Genomic DNA, 16,671 nt, shown 5'->3' with positions numbered 1-16,671 from the left:
ACGAAGTCAGACATTGTGGTGCGTAACGGTATAGACCAGTCACACTGGGTGTAAAGGATCAGATGTGACGATTGCGTGACCGGTTACTGCCACTGACGCCTACCGGACAGCGGCTGCTGTCCACCGGGTCAGAACAGCGGCCCGCCGTCCGTCGCGTCGTAGCGCTTGATCTCCATGTGCTTCGGCTTGCCGACCTTCGGGCCCCTGGCCCGCCGGCGCCACGCGTTCAGCGCGTCGGCGTCGCGCCAGACCTCGATCAGATTGACGCGTTCGGGATCGACGGAGTCGGCGGTCATGGCCATGTGGATGCATCCGTCGAAGGCCCGGGCGCGTGTGACGAGATCGCGGAAGGCCGCGACGACGGCATCGCGCTGGTCGGCGTCGACGAGCTCGTAGCCGGCGATGATGATCATGTCTGCTCCTCAGGCCTTCACGTAGCCGCGCGCCTCGACGATCTGCCCGCCACGGATGCGGAGGAGGTTCACGCCGCGGACCCGGTCCTGCTCGCCGTCGCCCCACCGCAGCCCCCACGGCTGGACCGCGAGGTCGCCGTGGACGTCCGCCGGCTCCGGCGTGAACGTCAGCGCACGGTTCCCCGCGAGCTCGGACCACCGCGCCAGGCACGCCGCGCCGCCCTCGCGCAGGACCCCGTCGGGAGCCGGGCCGGAGTCCTCGATGACGCAGTCGTCGGCGATCAGGTCGGTCAGCAGCCCGGGATCGTGCCGCCGGAAGGCCTCGTTGTACTGGTCGAGGACCTCGCGGGTCGTCCGCTCGCCCGCCTCGGCGGCCAGCGGGACGCCGCCGGTCTTGCTGTAGGCGAGCGCCTCGACGATCAGGCCGTCGCGCACCCGCACGAGCGTCACGCCGCGCACCGAGTCGGCCGGACCGTCGCCGAAGTGGTACCGCCAGCGGATCGTCGCCCGCTCGCCAGAGACGGTCACGTCCTCGGGCTCGAACCGGGTGCCGCGGTCGGCCGCGAGTGCCTGCCAGAACGCCAGGCAGTCGTCGCGTCCCTCGGTGCGGGCGCCGTCCGGGGCCGGCTGGATGGCCTCCATGACGCAGTCCGCCCCGATCAGGCCGGCCAGCGCCTCGGCGTCATGGTCGGCGAAGACGCGGTTGAAGCGGTCGATCGTGTCTGCCGTCGTACGAGTCGACATCAGAACTCCTCCTAGATAGACCGTTCGGTCTATCGACCATATAGACCGGTCGATCTACTCGTCAAGTACACTGGGTCGCGTGACCACACGAGCCGTGCCGGGACCGCGGGAACGCCTGCTGGAAGCGGCCAAGGAGCTGACCTACGCGCAGGGGGTGGGTGTGGGCGTCGACGCGCTGCTGAAGTCCGCGAACGTGGCGCGGCGGTCGCTCTACGAGCACTTCGGCGGCAAGGACGGGTTGATCACCGAGGTGCTCCGGCTGACCGCCGCCGAGGACGAGGCCGCCTACGAGCAGACGATGCGGGCGGCCGGAGACGACCCGCGCGAACGCCTGCTGTCCGTCTTCGACTGGCTCGGCGAGGTCATCGAGGCGCCCGACTTCCGCGGCTGCCGGTACCTCGGCGCCGAGCTCGCCCTGGCCGACCGCGGCCATCCGGGGCACGACGTCATCCGCCGCTACCGCGAGCGCTTGCACGACCTGCTCGAGCGGGAGCTGCGCGCACTTGATCATCCGCGGCCGGCCTACGCCGCCGACCAGCTCGTCCTGCTGATCGACGGCGTCCTGGCCGTCGGGGCCATCCGGCCCGAGTCGCACCCGGCCGCGGCGGCCCGCCAACTCGCCGAACAGCTCGTCGGCGGCCAGCGCTCCGGCACCCGCGGCTCCTGACGACGGCAGGATCCTTGCGGCTTACGCCGTTCCCGGCCCTCGCACTACGGCGGCGTCGTGGTGGAGGCTTGATGGCATGACCTCTGACCCGATCAACCTCGACGCCGCCCTCGCCTCGTTCGACGACCTGTGGAGCCCGCGCATCGTCACGCGGATCAACGACTACGACGTCCGGATCGCCAAGGTCGTCGGCGAGTTCGTCTGGCACGCACACGACGACACCGACGAGTTCTTCCTGGTCCTCGACGGCGAGCTGACCATCGCGCTGCGCCCGTCCGCCGACGGACCGGAGTCGGCGGTCACCCTGCACCGCGGCGACGTGTACGTCGTCCCGCGCGGCACCGAGCACCGCCCCACGTCCGCCGGCGGCGCGTCGATCCTCATGTTCGAGCCGACCGGCACCGTCAACGTCGGCGACCACGAGGGCGACGTGCCCGGCCACATCGCCCGCAGCACCGGCCAGGCGCTCGCGGGTTAGGACCCTAGGACACCAGCGGGGTGCCCCAGTGGTCGAGGTAGCTCAGCTCCTCGACCGGCTGGCGGGTGCCGGGCTTGAAGTCCTGCGTCGTCGTGTAGGCGACCGGCAGCAGCCCGACCTGCGTGACGTCGTCGGGGATGCCGAGGATGCGAGCCGCCTCGGCCTCCTTGACCAGGTGGTACGACGTCAGCGTGGAGCCGAGTCCGCGCGAGCGCAGCGCCAGCTGGAAGCTCCACACCGCCGGGAAGATGCCGCCGTAGAACACGGAGTCGGCGGCGTTGTCGCCGTGCGGCCGGCCCTGCAGGCACGGGATGACGAACACCGGCACCCGCTCGATGACGTCGACGAGGTGCTGGCCGGACGCGAGGATGCGCTTCATCGGCTGCTGCTCGGCCGCCGCGCCCGCCGCCTCGCGTCGGCGCTGCATGTACGCGGTGCCGACCTCGCGGAAGATCGCGCCGAGCCGGCTGCGCACCTCCTGGTCGCGCACCACCAGCCAGCGCCAGCTCTGTGCCGCGCCCGGGGTCGGCGCCTGCACGGCCAGCCGCAGGCACTCGGCGATGACCTCGGGCTCGACCGGGCGGTCGAGGTCGAGCTTGCGCCGGACCGCGCGGGTGGTGCTGAGCAGGTGGTCGGTGACGGCGGTGTCCATGGGGCTCCTCACGTGATGGCGGCACCATCCTCCCCCGGCCCGTCCGTCGCGGACTCGACCAGACGGCACAGCGTGTTGACGCCCTGCACCTGGTCGAGGCTGCGCACCGGCGCGCTCAGCAGGGCCGGGCTGCCGACGAGCACGGCCAGCGACCGGGCCCGCGAGACGGCGACGTTGAGGCGGTTGCGGTTGGCGACGAAGTCGACGCCGCGAGGGGCGTCGGCGGCCGACGAGGTGGTCAGTGAGACGATGACGACCGGCGCCTCCTGGCCCTGGAACTTGTCGACGGTGCCGACCCGGGCCCGGCCGTCGAGCGCGCCGAGCAGCTGACCGACCTGGGCGTTGTAGGGCGCGACCACCAGGATGTCGTCGGGGCCGAGGGTCCTCGACGAGCCGTCGGCCGCCGTCCACGCGCGCCCGGTCAGCGACGCGACCAGGCCGGCGACGACCGCCACCTCGGCGTCGCTGCGGACGGAGCAGCCGGCATGCTCGACCGGCACCCAGCGCACTCCGGCGCCGGCCAGCTCGTCGTCGCCGCCGACCAGCTGGCGCTCGAGGCCGGACCGCGGCACCAGCAACGAGTCGTAGGACAGCTCGGAGACCGGCGCGCACACCGCCGGGTGCATGCGCCAGGTGGTGGCGAGGAACAGGCCCCGCTCGGGCGGGACGGTGTCGTGCTCGCCCAGCACGTGGTCGAGCGCGGACACGCCGGCGCCGTCGGGGTGGTTGCCCTTGACCGGCTGCGGCAGCTGGCGAGGGTCGCCGAGCAGGATCACGGAGTCGGCAGCGGCCGCCGCGGCGACGGTGTTGGCCAGCGAGAACTGCCCGGCCTCGTCGACCACGAGCACGTCGACGTGGATGTCGGGGCGGGCGAACAGCCAGCCGGTGCCGGCCACCAGATTCACGGCGCCGGCCGCGATGGCCGCCTCGACCTCGAGGTTGTCGGTGGTGACCGCGACCGACGGGTGCCGGCTGGCGTTGCCGTCGTCGGCCTTCTGGATCGCCCGCACCAGCGGCCGGCCGCCGAACAGCGCACCGTCCTCGGACTCATCGCCGGCGGCCTCCAACACGGCGTCCAGCAGGTGGGTGATGACCCGGTGGCTGAGCGCGGTGATGCCGACCGTCTTGCCCGCGCGCAGCAGCTCGACGACGGCGCGGGCGCCGGCGTACGTCTTGCCCGCGCCCGGCGGACCCTGGACCGGCAGTGCGCCGTCGAGGGCGGGCGCCACCCGGCGCAGTGCCTCGGAGCCGGACTCGCCGGCCACCCGCAGCGGCACCCCGCCGGCCAGGCGCGGCGGCCGTCCGGACAGCAGGTCGCGCGCGCCGCGGAACGGGCCGTCGGCGTCGAACCCGTGCTCGGCCACCCAGGCGCCGACCCGGACCAGCGCCTTCTCCTGCAGGCCGGCCGGGATGGGGTCGGACGGCAGCAGCGCGACCGGGTGCGGCTGCTCCTTGGCCAGCGCCCGCTTCAGCTCGACGACGCCGTTCTCGAGGTCGAGCCGCAGGATCTTGCTGGTGCCGCCGTCGGGACCGGCGTGCCCGCACTGGTCGCCGGGGCGCAGCCGGCTCTCCTGCGGCGGAACGGCGTAGCGCCATACGCCGGACCGCTTCTCGGTGCGCAGCAGCTCGGGCGAGTGCAGTCCGCCGAGCGTCGCGGGGTCGTCGACCAGCTCGTCGACGGCCAGCCGGCGGACCCGGAAGTACTCCCACCACTCGGCCCGGTTCTCCCGCCGGTGCCACTCGAGCAGCCCGGCCAGCAGCGCGTCGGCCCGCTGCGCCGGCGTGCGCGCCGCGGGGTCGGCCGGGACGCCGTCGAGCAGCCGCGCCTCGATGGCGACCAGCTCGGGGTCGCGCTCCTTGAGGTGCTCGGCCTGGTCGTCGCCGATGCCGCCGGGACGCGGGACGTCGTGCCCGGCGGCCAGCGCCTCGGACCGGCGCGCCTCCAGCCAGTCGCGCAACTGGCGGGTGCTGACGCAGTCGTCGCGGTTGTAGGCCTCGATGTCGTCGAGGATCTGCTGGTCGCGCTCGGCCAGCCAGCGCTCGTACTCGACGATGCTGGACCCGGCGTCCTTGACGGCGGCGCCGGCCCGGCCGTCAGGCGAGTAGAACCGCTCCAGGGCCTTGATGGAGTACGACTCGGTCCCGATGAGCAGTCCCTGCTTGACCACGGCGTAGAGGTCGACCAGCCGCTCGCCGCGCAGCAGCGCGTCGACCTCGTCGACCCGGGTGCCGTAGCGCTGCGACAGGCCCTTGAGCCGGCTCGGCTCGTAAGGCGCGTAGTGGTAGACGTGCATGCCCGGCCGGTCCCGCCAGGCGGCCATGATGTGGTCGACGACGTGCTCGAACGCGCGCCGCTCGGCCGGCGGGTCGTGTGCCCACCAGGACGTGAACTCGTCGTGCGCGTCGGACACGCCCCACAGGTACTCGAGGCCGTGGTCGCCGAAGAACGGGTCGCCCTCGAGGTCGAGGAAGAGGTCGCCGGCGTCGGGCTCGGGCAGCAGCGCCAGCCCTCGGCGCACCTCGACCGGTGTGACCAGCTGGTACGGCGGCAGCTCCTGCGACCGGGCGCCGACCTGCAGCCGGGCCTGCGTGGCCAGTTTGCGCTTGGTGGACGCTCCGACCCGGCCGACGGCGTCGAGTTCGCCCTTCGTCGTGGCGGCCAGCTGCTCGACCGTCGCGATGCCGGCCGACCGCAGCGCGTCGCGCTGGTCGCGCCGGAGGAACGGCACCAGCACGAGGTCGTCGTCGTCGCGCCACTGCCGCGCGCAGTTCTCCTTCCACGGGCAGATGGCACAGTGGCTGACGCGGATCGGGTAGGTCTGCGGCGGGTCGGCCAGCCACTGCTCGTATCGGCCCATGGCGTGCCGCGCGTACGCCGCGACGTCGACGTACGGGACGGCGACCTGCTGGCGGTCGCCGAGGATGACGGTGAGCGTCTGTGGCGGCACGCCCTGCAGCTCCTCGAGCCGCTGGGCGTAGACGGCCATCTGCAGCAGCGCCGCCGCCTTGACGTGCCGGGCGAGCTTGGTGTCGGCGATGTCGTAGGACCACGAGCCGAGGCCGGACGGGCGGTCGTCGTTGCGGACGAGGAAGTCGGCATGTCCGCGCCATCGGCCGTCGAAGAAGGTGGCCTGGAAGATGCGGTCGGCGCCGTCCTTCATGGCCGCCAGCGTGCGGTCCTCGGCGTCGGCCGGGCCGACGCCGCGCGGGATCTCGACGACCCGGTGCGCCGCCGTCATCTCCGCCAGCACGGCGGCCTCGTGCTCGTCGCCGCGGCGGCGCACGACGTCGGCGCCCGGGTCGTCGACCGCCGGCCGCGGCCGCCGCCCCTCGGCCACCTCGCGGTTCAGCCTGGTGAGGTGGGCGCACTCGAGATGGCCGACCAGGTCGGTCGGGCTCAGGACCAGGTGGCCGTCGCTGAGGTACATGCCGTCACCTCCTCTCTCCCGTCGCGCTGCCGCCCTTCGCGCGCCCGGGCCTGAGCCCAAGCCTGCCGCATGCCTCCGACAGAATCGGGTGCGACCTCGACCGCCGGGCCGTCAGGGCAGGAGTGGCAACACCAGGGTCGGGCCGTTGCCGCCCAGGCCGACGCACAGCAGCCGTCCCTTGCAGGACGCGTCGCCCAAGGGGCTGAGGGCGATACCGGTGTCGACGCCGGCGTCACCGTCGAGGCCCACCGCCACTCCGGTGCCCGCCTCCGCGTCGTCGAGGCCGATCGCGAGGCCGGTCCCGGCGGTCGCGCCGTCGTTGGCACTCACCGCCACCCCCAGCGGGGACGTGGCGTTCCCGTCCAGCGTGACGGCCACGCATCCCTCGGAGTTGCCGACGAGGTTGATCTCGATGCAGCCGACCTGGACCGCCACGGCCGCGGCCGGCACGGTCACGACCGCCAGCGCGCCCGCGGCCGCCAGGGCCAGTCGTCTCCTCCACACGATGTGCTCCTTTCGCGATTTCGTCGCTCCGGTGGCCCGCAGGCCACCCTGTATCGTGGCGAGACACGAGGGACCGGCCATCTCTGTCTTGGCCGGTCCCTCGTGCTCTTCCGGCGGTCACGCCCGTCAGGGTCGAGGCGACGGGAGTTCTCGCCGCATCCTCAGCCCACCCACTCGGTTCAGAGCGGGAGCAGGCCGACCACGATCTCGATGACCGTGTTGACCAGGTCCAGAATCGAGCCCATCGTTACCTCCCCTCTAAATGTGTGCCGTATTCGCGACCAGTTTGCGCGAACGCAGTCAAAGTAATGCGTCCGCGCAGGCGAAAGGCCGCCCATGAGAGAACTCTCATGGGTGAATTCTGCTGACTTCACTCTGAGTAACGAGGCCCGATAGCCGGTCGGCGCTCCAGTGTCGACGATCAAGGCGCTGACGTGGCAGATCGCGGACCATACCTGGTCAAGACCGCTACGCTGCGTGACGAATGACGGTCCGATATCGCGCTCGGTAGCGCTTGACAGGCCCACACCCATCGTCCAAAGTGTTCCCCGGTCGAGGCACGAGTAGAAGTCGCATGCGCATTTTCGCTGTGCGATCAATTAACAATGTCGCGGGTCGGCCTGCGCCCATTTCGAGGCGCCCCGACGGCCGATTCAGCCGGCGAGTGATCGCACGATCAACGTGACGGCCGACAACGTGCACACCGCCATCACCGCCAGCCGCAGCCGGCCGCCGTCGACGAACGTCCGCAGCACCGACGCCGCCACGAACCCGGCCACGAGCGCCGGGGTGAGCCAGAGCGCCGTCGTCGTCTCCGTCCGGTCCAGCTCGCCGACGACGGCCAGCGCCAGCAGCGAGAACCCGGCGCCGAGGAAGAAGTACACCGCCAATGTCGAGCGCACCCGCGGTCCCAGCTCGCTCTGGTAGACCAGCGCCAGCGGCGGCCCGCCGATGGACGTCGCCGTCCCGGAGATGCCCGACACCGCGCCGGCCGCCACCAGCACACCGCGCCGCATCGGCAGCCGGATCGTCCGCACGGTGAGCACGACCGCGACCAGGATCACCAGGCCGACGGCCACGCTCAGCACCCGCGGCGAGCTGACCGAGACGATCCACGCGCCGAGCACGGTGGCCGGGACGCGGCCGAGGAACGCCCAGGGCAGCCCCCACCAGTCGACGTGCCCCCACTCGCGGGCCAGTGTGAACACCGGCAGCAGCATCGACAGCCAGAGCAGGGTGCCCGGCACCAGCTCCGGCGCGAGCAGCGCTGCCACCGGCGCGGCCAGTAGGCCGAGCCCGAGCCCGATCGCGCCCTGGACCGCGGCGCCGAGGAACACGGCGACCGCGAGCACGATCATCACGTCAACGGGCGGCATCATGAGCCCCGTGACCGACACCTCGAGCCTGGACGGACTGCGCGACCGCCTGCTGCGCTTCGTCGCCGACCGTCAGTGGGAGCCGTACCTCACCCCCAAGAACCTCGCGATGGCGCTGGCCGGCGAGGTCGGCGAGCTGCTGGCCGAGCTGCAGTGGCTGACGCCGGAGGAGTCGGTCGCCGTGGTGACGGCGGACCCGGCCGCGGCCGCGCGGATCCGCTCCGAGCTGGCCGACGTCACCAACTACCTCGTCCATCTCGCGGCGTCGCTGGACGTCGACCTGGTCGCCAACGCGCACCACAAGCTGGACGAGGTGGAGGTGCGGTACCCGCCCGTCTGACGGGGTCACCCGCGGCTCTGCTCCGCGGCCACTGCGTCGGCGACGATGGCCACGTTCGCCCGCACCAGGTCCAGGCAGTCCGCCGGGGTGGCGGTGCTGGGCGCGCTGACCTTGACCCCGACGTACGCCGGGGCGCCGCCGGCCGCGCGCACGCAGTCCGTCACCTCGGCCGCGGTGAGCAGGCTGGACGCGGCCTCGGCGGCGACCGGGGTGTCGGACCAGTCGCGGATCGGCAGGTGCAGGTCGGCCCACGCGGGACCGTCGAGCGTGTCGGCGTCGGACGCACCGGAGAACACCAGGCCCTCGAGCCGGCCGTGCTGGAGCGCGGCGGCGATGTGCTCGCGCGGGCCGTCGGCGCTGTGGGTCTCGATGGCCGAGCGGCCCCAGTTCAGCCACAGCCCGATGCCGCGCTCCGCCGCGACCGCGAGCTCGTCGGCCAGCGTCAGGAACCCCTTGGCCGGCTCCTGCTCGTCGCTGTGCGCGTCGGAGTGCTCGATCAGCAGCCGGACGTCGCCCCAGTCCCAGGCCAGCGCCTCGTCCAGCGACGCGCGGAAGGCGTCGGCCGACGTGTGCGGGCGGCGTGGTGCCGAGTGCACCTCGACGGCGGTGAACCGGCCGCCCGGGCCGTCGTTGACCGTGGTGACGAACTCGAACGCGCGGCGCAGCTGCTCGACCGCCTGCTTCCGCCCGGCGTCGTCGGCCGAGGCCAGCCCCTGCGCCGCCGCCCCGGCCAGCGCCATCATGGTGGCCGGGATCATCGTCAGCACGTGCTCGCCGCCCGGGCCGGCCGCGTGCAGATAGGCCGGGTCGGTCCAGGGCGAGCCGTTCTCCTGGAACGGCACCTCCAGCCCGTCGACCGCCGGCAGCGCCAGCACGTCGTCCACGTAGGTCCGGAACCGTGTGCCTGGCTCGAGGCCTCGAGGGGCCGCCGCGTACGCACCGACGATGAAGGGCATGCCGATCTCCTCCGCTGCTGTGGGACCGCGTCGCGCTCAGCGTAGGTGGGGCCGACATGGAACGATATGCCGGGTCTGCCGTCGCGCGTCAGCGGCGCCGGACCGCCAGCAGGCCCAGGCCGAACAGCACGACCGCGACCCCGGTGATCAACAGGCCGACGTCGTGCACGCCGGCGGTCGACATGTTCTGTTCCAGGATGACGCCGAGCACGCTGGTCGCGGCGATGGCGCCGAGGTAGCGGAAGGTCTGGAACAGCCCCGCCGACGCGCCCATCCGCCCGGGCGGCGCGGCCGCGTAGAGCGCCGTCTGGAGGCTGAGGTTGGTGACGCCGTTCGGGACGCCGAGCAGGACGGCGATGCCGAGCAGCAGCGCGACCGACGTGTCGTCGCCGAGCAGTTGCAGCGCCGACGACGCGACCACGAGCAGGCCGAGCCCGAGCAGCCGCGGGCCGGCCGACCCGTGCCGGCGGATCGCCCGGGCCGTGACCGGCGTGACCAGCATGCTGAGCAGCGTCATCGGCAACACCAGCAGGCCGACCGTCGCGGGGTCGAAGCCGCGGACCTGCTCCAGCCACATCGGCATGCCGAAGAAGATGCAGTAGAAGACCAGGTTGATGCCGCCCTGCTGGGCGAGGACGCTGCTCAGCGCGCGGTTCGCGGCCAGCCCGCGCACGTCGAGGAACGGCTCGGGCACCGACCGCTCCCGCCACACCAGCAGGACGCTCAGCACGACCACGACCCCCGCCAGCCACCACAGGGGGTCTTCCGCCAGCGACAGCACGGCGAAGATCAGCGCCACCAGCAGGCCGCTGAACAGCGCGATCCCCGGCAGGTCCAGCTCGCGCAGCCCGATCCGCGGGCCCCGCTCCACCGGCACGCCGGCCAGCACCCGCACCGCCAGGACGATGCCCACCAGCGTCACCGGCACGTTGACCAGGAACACCGCCTCCCACCCGGCGACGGCGACAAGTAGGCCACCGAGCACCGGGCCGAGCGCCGCGCTCCCCGACGCGGCGACCGACAGGACGGCGAGCGCGCGGGCCGGTGGCTGGGCGCGGTCCCCGCCCGCGGACCGCACCAGGATCAGCGCCGACGGATACGCCGTCGACGTCGCGGCCGCCTGCACCAGCCGGACCACCAGCAGCCAGCCGAAGTCCGGCGCGAGCGGCGCCAGAGCCGATGCCGTCCCCATCACCACCAGCCCGCCGATGAACAGCCGCCGCGCGCCGAGCTGGTCGGCCAGGCGTCCCATCAGCGGCTGGCACACCGCGGCGACCACGTAGAACCCCGACGCCAGCCACGTCGACGTCGCGATGCCGACGGCGAAGTCGCGTTGCAGGCTGATCAACGCCACCGCGATCATCGACGAGTTCAGCGGGTTGAGCACCGTGCCCAACGACAACGTGAGTAGCAGCCGGTTGGAGACGCCGCCGGGCTCGCGGGTCATGGCACGGCGCCGTTCTTCGGCACCCAGTGGGCCATCAGCGCCGCGGCGACGAACGCGACGGCGCCGGCGGTCGCGATCGCGGCGCCCAGGGTGACGGCCGCCGTCACGGCGCTGACGAGGACCGGCCCGACGCCGTTCCCGACGTCGGCGAACAACCGCCACGCCCCGAGGAACGTCGCGCGGCTCACGTCCGGTGAGACGTCCGAGCCGATCGTCATGATGATGCCGCTGCCCAGACCGTTGCCGAACCCCATCAGCAGCGCGACCGCGGTGTACGTGCCGATGCCGTTGGTCAGCGGCAGCAGCACGAGCGAGAGGCCCAGCAGCACCATCGACGGGACGACGATCCGGCGGCGGCCGAGGCGGTCCATCGCGTAGCCGGCCGGGTAGAAGATCAGCATCTCCATGGCGCCGGAGACGCCGAACAGCAGACTCACCGTCGCCGGGTCCAGGCCCAGGTGCTCGCCCCACAACGGGATCGCCACCTGCCGCGACGCGCGGGCCGCCCCGACCAGCAACGCGCCGACGCCCAGCGTGCGCAGCACCGTCAGGTGGCGGCGGATGACCCGGGCGGTGCTCTCCGGTTTCCCTGACCGGTGGACCGCGGCCCGGCCACCGTGGGCCGCGGGCGGCGGCTCGGGCACCACCACCAGCACGACGATCGCCGCGACCGCCACCACGATGTGCACCCAGTAGCCCCCGCCGACGCCGAGCCGGCTCATCACCGCCGCGCCCAGGAACGGCCCCGCGAACAGGCCGATCCGCTGCGTCCCGCCGAGTGTCGACAACGCCCGGCCGCGCAGTTCGAACGGGATCGCCTCCGTGACGTACGCGTGTCTGGCCAGCCCGAACACCGACGACGAGATGCCGATGAACACCACCGCCACCGCCAGCAGGTGCACCGACGGCGCCAGCAGGCACGCAGCGAGCGCGGCCAGCACGACGCCGAGCGCCAGCAGCATCGCGCGCCGCTCCCCCAGGCGCACCGCCAGCACACCGGCCGGGAGGTCCCCGACGATCTTGCCGACCCCCAGCAGCGCGACCACCAGGCCCGCCGTCGCCACCGACCCGCCCAGCTCGCGTGCTGACAGGGGGATCACCGGCGCGATCGCCCCCTGGCCGATGCCGAACAGGAGCGACGGAAGGTACACCGAGGGACCGATCGACCAGATGCCGACCTCCGCGCGCCCCGTCAACGCCGGTCCTGCACTGCGGCAGCCTCCCTGGCCCGATCACGCGGGGCCGTGGCGCTCGTTCTGTCCGGGGTGTGTCGTACCGTCCTCTCGCTCTGGTCGACCTGCTCGGTCTTTGGGGGTGCGGGCAGGTCGGCCGGAGTCCAGCCGCATCGTTGCGGCGGGGGTCGTACGTCCGGTGGATATTGTAGACGGCGGCCGAGTGGGGCGGGCAGGTTCAGCCGGCTCCTGGCCGGCGGCAGCGCTGATGCCTGGGGATCCGGCGGATGGTCGCGGAACCGGCGGATGACAGCCTCATCCGGCCCGTACGCGCCGGTTTCGCGGGTACCGGCCCGTCTGGCGGGCGTCAGCCGGTGCAGGACGGGCCGGCGACGGTTCGGCCCGAGTCAGACGTACAGGCCGGCTCCGGTCGCGGGCGACCAGGCGCCGTCGCCCGCGAAGCGCTCGAGCGTCGCCGTCGTCACCTCGTCGCCGTCGGCGAGGACGGAGCGGCGGACCAGCTCGCGCAGGTCGGCGCCCGACGCGCCGTCGCTGCCGTCGGCGATCGCCTCGATCTCGACCGCGGCGGCCAGCGGCCCCAGGTTGCGGCGCAGGATGGCCCGCCGCTGGGCGCCGTCGGGCAGCGGCACCTCGACCGTCCGGTCGAACCGCGCGGCCCGCACCGCGGCGTCGTCGAGCACCCGCGGATCGTTGGTCGTGGCGACCGTGACGACGCCCTGATGCCGGCTCATGGCGCCGTCCAGCGCGGCGAGGAACCCGTGCAACCCGAGGTCGTTGCCGTGCCGGCGGCACCCGATGACGAGGTCGAGGTCCTCGAGGACGACCAGCGCCGGCGAGAGCCTCGTCAGCTCCTCGTACACCGCCTCGATGGCGTCGGCGATGCTGCGCGTCGCAGAACACGACCGTCACGTCGCCGGCCAGCTCGGCGGCGAGTACCCGGCACAGCGCCGACTTGCCGGTGCCCGGCGGGCCGTGCAGCAGCAGCCCGCGGTTGGTGCCCAGGCCGAGCCGTGCCAGCAGGTCGCGGCGGCGGAACAGCCCGGCGACGTTGAGGTCGAGGTCGGCCCAGACCGTGGCCGGCACGATGACCCTGTCGCGCGAGTCGTCGGGCACCGGGACCGGCACGACCTCGAACCCGTTGCGCAGGGTGCGGATGTGCAGGCAGCGGCCCTTGAAGTAGTTCCGCGGGCCTCGAGCCCGCGCGACGACGTCCTGCAGATACCGCTCCGCGGCGTCGACGTCGGCCGCACGGGCGTGGACGATCAACTCCTTGTCCGCCCAGCGCGCGTCGATCGCGACCGCCAGCGGGGCGGTGCTCAGCGTGCCCGGCGAGAACGCCGCCACCAGCGACGTCGGCACCGTCTCGACCGCGTCGCCGAGTTGGAGGCGGTCCCATCGCGGGCTCTCGTCGCTCTCCAGCCCGGCGAGGTCGGACGGCGCGTGCGCGCGCATGTCCTCGGCCAGCACCCGGGCCACCAGCGGCGCCGTGAACGGCCCGAGCCGCTCGCGCACCGCGACCACCCCCGCGGCGTCGCCCAGGTGCCGCCGCGCGAACTCGTCGTGGTCCTCGGCCGTCCGCAGCGGCAGCGTCTCATCCAGCACGTGCGCCAGCCACGACAACGTGTCGCGGATGCCGACCGGCATCCGCCGCGCCACGTCATCCACGCGCGCAAGCTCCTGCTCGGCGTCCACCACCGTGAAGGCGCTGGTCATTGCGGGGCTACCTCCCATCCCTCGACGATACGGGCGGCCACCGGCCGGACTCCAACGGATTTCCCGCGGTTGCGTCCGGGGCGGCATCTAGGGTGTGCGGCGACCTGTCGTCGGCGAAGGATGCGCATGCCTGGAGGACGTGACCAGCTCGGGCCGCTGGAGCGACTCACCCGGCTGCGGGTCGAGCTCACGCCTGAGCAACAGGTCGAGCTGGTGCGGGCCGCGCTGGTCGCGGGCGACCCCGGGTTCCGCGAGCGGCTCGGTGACGTTCCCGCGCCCGCCGACGAGGACCTGGTCCGTTCGGGCGAACCGCTGCGGACGGCGCCCGATCCACTCACGGAGGCCGCGTACGCCGTCGAGCAGCGCTGCCTCATCCGCTTCACCTACAAGAGCCGGCCGCGGGTCGTGCGCCCGCAGCTCGTGCGCCCGGGCGCGTCCGGGTGGTACCTGTACGGCCACGAGATCGACGGCCCGGAGATCGACTCGCCCGAAATGAAGTGGTTCGTCACCCACCGGATGTCCGACGTGGCACTCGACCCGCCCGGCACCGCCGGACCGCTTCGTGAGGTGACCGCCGACGAGCTGAACCCCATCACGTGGAAGCGCGACCCGCGCGTGGACGTCGTCGTCGAGACGTCGGCCGAGCACGAGCGGCAGGTGACGGCCATGCTGGGCGAGCCGTCGACGCGCGAGGCCGACGGGGAGGTCGTGCGCCTGACCGTGCCGATGACACACCGGGCGGCGTTCCGGGCCCGCCTCTACGAGCTCGGCCGCCGCGCCCGCGTCGTCGCGCCGCCGGAGGTCGTCGACGAGATCATCGCCGACCTGCGCCGGTTCGTGAGCCCGCTGGGCGGACCCAGTGCCGACCGCAGGTCCCCGGGTGGCGATGAGTCCCACAAGGGAAAAGAATCAGGCCCGGAATGAGCACACCGCAGTACGTCCGCCGCTTCGACCGGGTGACCCGGGCGCTCAACGAGCTGGCGCTGCACGCCGGCGGCCTGTCCATCGCGGTCCTCGCCGAGCGGGTGAGCACCGACGCCGCGACGCTGCGGGCCGAACTGCGCGCCTACTTCCGCGCGGACGTCGACCCGGCGTTCAGCCCGAACGCGATCCGTCAGACGACGATCCGCTTCCACGACGAGGACGGGGTCGACGTCGAGCCGGCCGAGGCCGAGTTCGTGTCCACGTCGCCGCGGCCCACCGAGGAGGTCGGCGCCGACTACGTCACCGTCGGCGAGCTGGCCCGCATCTACCGGGCCGGGCACGACCTCCTCGCCGTGGAGCCGGCGAACGCCGCGCTCGAGAGCGCGCTGCAGGCGCTGACAGCGACCGTGCTGGCAGGTCTCGGCACCGCGCGGTCCACCTGGCTGGCCGGCCTCGCCGCGTCGATCGGCGAGGCGCTGCGGTCGCCCCGCCGGGTCGAGCTGACGTACGCCCGCGCCTGGCAGCCCGGCGTCCGCACCCACGTCGTCGAGCCCTATCGGCTGGTCAAGACCCGTCGCGGCTGGGAGCTCGACGCGGGGTTCGTCGAGGACGACGCCTTCGGCGGCCGGGTCGGCAGCTTCCTCCTGTCGGGCGTCCGCGACGCCGTCGTCCTGCCGTCGACGTTCGAGCGACCGGCCGACGCCGACGCCCGGATCGCCGCCAACCGCCGCACGACCATGGTCGACCTGGTCGCACCCCAGAGCAGCCGCTGGGTGATCGAACGCTTCGCGGAGTCCATCGAGGTGCTCGGCGAGGACGAGGACATGATCCGGTTGCGGGCGCACCTGCTGCCCCCGGTGGAGCAGCGGCTGGGGCTGCTGCTCCTGGTCGCCGGGCCCGACACCTGGGTCAACACCCCGACACCCCTCCGCGACGCCGGCACCACGCTCGCCCGCGACCTGCTGGACCACTACACCGGCTGAGCCGATCATGTCGGTGCCGCCGCGTAGCGTGATCTCCATGAGCTCGTCGCCGCCGCCGGTGCTGCGCGATCTGCTGGACCGCTACGCCGACGTGCGCGAACAGCCCGCACGCCTCAGGCCGAGCACCTGGCAGAACGCGCTCATTCGGGTGCCCGAGTCGCTCGAGGTCACGACGCTGCTGACGGGCCGGCGGTTCACCCGTGCCGTCCCGGGGTCGAAGACGCACGATCGCACCGTCAGCCGCGGCGGCGTGCGCGCGGCCTGCGCCGCCATGAACGTCGACGACACCAGGGAGATCCTGCAGACGTTCGTGCTGGCCATGGCGTGGGCGGCGGGGCTGACCGGCGGCCGTTATCAGGCCAACACCGCGACGGCCGTCCTCGATCCGGCCCGGGCGTTCCGCGTGCTCAGCGACGCCGCGAAGGCGCTGCGGCACGCCGGCTCCATGCACGACGGCGCGTTGGAACAGGTGCACCGGTGGTGGTCGCTGCCGGGCGTCGGGCAGTCCTACGCCAGCAAGTGGTGGGCGTTGGCCGGCCGGGTCGAGGGCCGCGACTGGCAGCCGCTGATCCTGGACGACCGCGGGTACGCCACCCTCAACGACACCCTGAAGATCGGCGGCACGGCGCGGCTGGCCGGCTCGCGGCGCCGCGCCGACCGCTATCGCGCTTACGTCGAGACCGTCCACCGCTGGGCGGTCGAACTGCAGCTGGCCGGGCTCGACGTCGATGCCGAGCGGATCGCGTTCGTGCTGTTCCACCACAATGGAGGTGCGCCATTCAGTCGATAAACCACTGAGCAATAGTCCGCCCATGGGCGTAATGTCGCTTTCGAAGACATCAGCGGCCCACGG

At 73.0% G+C, this 16,671-nt stretch carries 17 protein-coding genes and 1 pseudogene; 6 read left to right on the top strand and 12 right to left on the bottom strand.

The window, feature by feature from the left end; translation table 11 throughout:
- Positions 1-128 precede the first annotated feature (128 nt).
- Entirely contained in the window at positions 129-413 is a 285-nt protein-coding gene (locus BLV05_RS06215; protein ID WP_046766919.1) for a putative quinol monooxygenase, read from the bottom strand.
- A gap of 9 nt (positions 414-422) precedes the next feature.
- On the bottom strand, positions 423-1,157 hold the full coding sequence (locus tag BLV05_RS36880) for a nuclear transport factor 2 family protein (RefSeq protein WP_046766920.1): 735 nt from the start codon (positions 1,155-1,157) through the stop codon (positions 423-425).
- 79 nt (positions 1,158-1,236) lie between these two features.
- Between BLV05_RS36880 and BLV05_RS06205 the strand changes: the two genes are divergently transcribed.
- Positions 1,237-1,824: a TetR/AcrR family transcriptional regulator gene (locus tag BLV05_RS06205; protein WP_046766921.1), complete on the top strand. Its 588-nt coding sequence runs from the start codon at positions 1,237-1,239 to the stop codon at positions 1,822-1,824.
- Between the two features lie 76 nt (positions 1,825-1,900).
- Positions 1,901-2,302 carry a cupin domain-containing protein gene (locus BLV05_RS06200; protein ID WP_046766922.1) on the top strand — a complete coding sequence of 134 codons (402 nt, stop codon included), beginning with the start codon at positions 1,901-1,903 and terminating at the stop codon, positions 2,300-2,302.
- A gap of 4 nt (positions 2,303-2,306) precedes the next feature.
- Here BLV05_RS06200 and BLV05_RS06195 read toward each other — a convergent pair whose 3' ends face one another.
- From BLV05_RS06195 to BLV05_RS06175, 5 genes are all read right to left on the bottom strand, one after another.
- Complete coding sequence (locus BLV05_RS06195; protein WP_046766923.1) at positions 2,307-2,954, bottom strand: nitroreductase family protein; 648 nt, start codon at positions 2,952-2,954, stop codon at positions 2,307-2,309.
- 8 nt (positions 2,955-2,962) lie between these two features.
- Positions 2,963-6,382: a TM0106 family RecB-like putative nuclease gene (locus tag BLV05_RS06190; protein ID WP_046766924.1), complete on the bottom strand. Its 3,420-nt coding sequence runs from the start codon at positions 6,380-6,382 to the stop codon at positions 2,963-2,965.
- A 111-nt stretch (positions 6,383-6,493) separates the two neighbouring features.
- Complete coding sequence (locus tag BLV05_RS06185) at positions 6,494-6,886, bottom strand: hypothetical protein (RefSeq protein ID WP_157524210.1); 393 nt, start codon at positions 6,884-6,886, stop codon at positions 6,494-6,496.
- Between the two features lie 179 nt (positions 6,887-7,065).
- Entirely contained in the window at positions 7,066-7,419 is a 354-nt protein-coding gene (locus BLV05_RS06180; RefSeq protein WP_152690570.1) for a hypothetical protein, read from the bottom strand.
- Between the two features lie 120 nt (positions 7,420-7,539).
- Positions 7,540-8,244 (bottom strand): sulfite exporter TauE/SafE family protein, encoded by a 705-nt coding sequence (locus tag BLV05_RS06175; protein ID WP_197683551.1) that lies wholly within the window; start codon positions 8,242-8,244, stop codon positions 7,540-7,542.
- A gap of 28 nt (positions 8,245-8,272) precedes the next feature.
- On the opposite strand from BLV05_RS06175, the gene BLV05_RS06170 reads away from it, so the two are divergent.
- Positions 8,273-8,602 (top strand): nucleotide pyrophosphohydrolase, encoded by a 330-nt coding sequence (locus BLV05_RS06170; RefSeq protein WP_231948762.1) that lies wholly within the window; start codon positions 8,273-8,275, stop codon positions 8,600-8,602.
- A gap of 5 nt (positions 8,603-8,607) precedes the next feature.
- Here the strand turns inward: BLV05_RS06170 and BLV05_RS06165 are convergent, their stop codons facing one another.
- The 5 genes and pseudogenes from BLV05_RS06165 to BLV05_RS38515 all read right to left on the bottom strand — a co-directional run.
- Entirely contained in the window at positions 8,608-9,558 is a 951-nt protein-coding gene (locus BLV05_RS06165) for a DUF4862 family protein (protein WP_052762124.1), read from the bottom strand.
- 88 nt (positions 9,559-9,646) lie between these two features.
- A complete protein-coding gene (locus tag BLV05_RS06160) occupies positions 9,647-11,005 on the bottom strand; it encodes an MFS transporter (RefSeq protein WP_046766928.1) in 1,359 nt (452 codons plus the stop codon).
- Positions 11,002-12,201: an MFS transporter gene (locus BLV05_RS06155; protein WP_046766929.1), complete on the bottom strand. Its 1,200-nt coding sequence runs from the start codon at positions 12,199-12,201 to the stop codon at positions 11,002-11,004. Before BLV05_RS06155 ends, BLV05_RS06160 begins: the two co-directional genes overlap by 4 nt.
- A 383-nt stretch (positions 12,202-12,584) precedes the next feature.
- Positions 12,585-13,058 carry an AAA family ATPase gene (locus BLV05_RS38130; RefSeq protein WP_052762125.1) on the bottom strand — a complete coding sequence of 158 codons (474 nt, stop codon included), beginning with the start codon at positions 13,056-13,058 and terminating at the stop codon, positions 12,585-12,587.
- A gap of 70 nt (positions 13,059-13,128) precedes the next feature.
- A pseudogene (locus BLV05_RS38515) lies at positions 13,129-13,650 on the bottom strand (hypothetical protein); the annotation flags it as partial.
- A gap of 381 nt (positions 13,651-14,031) precedes the next feature.
- Here BLV05_RS38515 and BLV05_RS38510 point away from each other — a divergent pair.
- The 3 genes from BLV05_RS38510 to BLV05_RS06135 are packed head-to-tail and all read left to right on the top strand — an operon-like array spanning position 14,032 to position 16,608.
- The gene (locus BLV05_RS38510) at positions 14,032-14,835 is read left to right on the top strand and encodes a WYL domain-containing protein (protein WP_082154932.1); all 804 of its coding nucleotides are present in this window, start codon (positions 14,032-14,034) and stop codon (positions 14,833-14,835) included.
- A complete protein-coding gene (locus BLV05_RS06140) occupies positions 14,832-15,818 on the top strand; it encodes a WYL domain-containing protein (RefSeq protein WP_046766931.1) in 987 nt (328 codons plus the stop codon). The genes BLV05_RS38510 and BLV05_RS06140 overlap by 4 nt, the downstream gene beginning before the upstream one ends.
- 37 nt (positions 15,819-15,855) lie before the next feature.
- Positions 15,856-16,608, top strand: a complete 753-nt coding sequence (locus tag BLV05_RS06135) for an 8-oxoguanine DNA glycosylase OGG fold protein (protein ID WP_046766932.1) — start codon at positions 15,856-15,858, stop codon at positions 16,606-16,608.
- The last annotated feature ends 63 nt before the right edge of the window (positions 16,609-16,671 follow it).

It is taken from the genome of Jiangella alkaliphila, from assembly GCF_900105925.1.
In the GTDB taxonomy this organism is placed as follows: domain Bacteria; phylum Actinomycetota; class Actinomycetes; order Jiangellales; family Jiangellaceae; genus Jiangella; species Jiangella alkaliphila.
This window is presented reverse-complemented; position numbering and strand designations above follow the sequence as displayed.

What these genes read in the sequence shown, in the direction of transcription:
- BLV05_RS06165 (WP_052762124.1), bottom strand. Translation starts at nt 9,558, where the DNA reads ATGCCCTTCATCGTCGGTGCGTACGCGGCGGCCCCTCGAGGCCTCGAG.
- BLV05_RS06190 (WP_046766924.1), bottom strand. Translation starts at nt 6,382, where the DNA reads ATGTACCTCAGCGACGGCCACCTGGTCCTGAGCCCGACCGACCTGGTC.
- BLV05_RS38510 (WP_082154932.1), top strand. Translation starts at nt 14,032, where the DNA reads ATGCGCATGCCTGGAGGACGTGACCAGCTCGGGCCGCTGGAGCGACTC.
- BLV05_RS06200 (WP_046766922.1), top strand. Translation starts at nt 1,901, where the DNA reads ATGACCTCTGACCCGATCAACCTCGACGCCGCCCTCGCCTCGTTCGAC.
- BLV05_RS06140 (WP_046766931.1), top strand. Translation starts at nt 14,832, where the DNA reads ATGAGCACACCGCAGTACGTCCGCCGCTTCGACCGGGTGACCCGGGCG.
- BLV05_RS06180 (WP_152690570.1), bottom strand. Translation starts at nt 7,419, where the DNA reads ATGGGTGTGGGCCTGTCAAGCGCTACCGAGCGCGATATCGGACCGTCA.
- BLV05_RS06160 (WP_046766928.1), bottom strand. Translation starts at nt 11,005, where the DNA reads ATGACCCGCGAGCCCGGCGGCGTCTCCAACCGGCTGCTACTCACGTTG.
- BLV05_RS06195 (WP_046766923.1), bottom strand. Translation starts at nt 2,954, where the DNA reads ATGGACACCGCCGTCACCGACCACCTGCTCAGCACCACCCGCGCGGTC.
- BLV05_RS06215 (WP_046766919.1), bottom strand. Translation starts at nt 413, where the DNA reads ATGATCATCATCGCCGGCTACGAGCTCGTCGACGCCGACCAGCGCGAT.
- BLV05_RS06135 (WP_046766932.1), top strand. Translation starts at nt 15,856, where the DNA reads ATGAGCTCGTCGCCGCCGCCGGTGCTGCGCGATCTGCTGGACCGCTAC.
- BLV05_RS06175 (WP_197683551.1), bottom strand. Translation starts at nt 8,244, where the DNA reads ATGATCGTGCTCGCGGTCGCCGTGTTCCTCGGCGCCGCGGTCCAGGGC.
- BLV05_RS36880 (WP_046766920.1), bottom strand. Translation starts at nt 1,157, where the DNA reads ATGTCGACTCGTACGACGGCAGACACGATCGACCGCTTCAACCGCGTC.